Annotated in this window: 1 pseudogene; it reads left to right on the forward strand. The window is 71.4% G+C overall.

Annotated features, from left to right (window positions below):
• Positions 1-308, forward strand: a pseudogene (locus tag BZY54_RS54425) (amino acid permease); the annotation flags it as partial.

The raw sequence follows: 308 nt of genomic DNA on the forward strand, positions 1-308 counted from the left end.
CGGCCGTCGCCGCCGTCGGCGCGCTCGGCTGGCTGAAGATCGACGTCAACGCGCGCGTGCTGGGCGTGCTGCTGGTGATCGAGGTCGTCCTGGTGGTGATCTTCGACGTGGCCGCCATCGGCGACCCCGCCAAGGAGGGGCTGTCGCTGCACGCCTTCAACCCCGACACCCTCAGCGGCGCCGGCATCGGCACCGCGCTGTGCTTCTGCATCGCCGCCTTCCTCGGCTTCGAACAGGCTCCGGTGTACGCCGAGGAGACCAGCCGCCCGCACGTCCTGGTGCCGCGCGTGATGTTCCTCGCGGTGGCC

Origin of the sequence: Streptomyces carpinensis (assembly GCF_002154505.1) — a bacterium.
Lineage (GTDB): Bacteria > Actinomycetota > Actinomycetes > Streptomycetales > Streptomycetaceae > Streptomyces > Streptomyces carpinensis.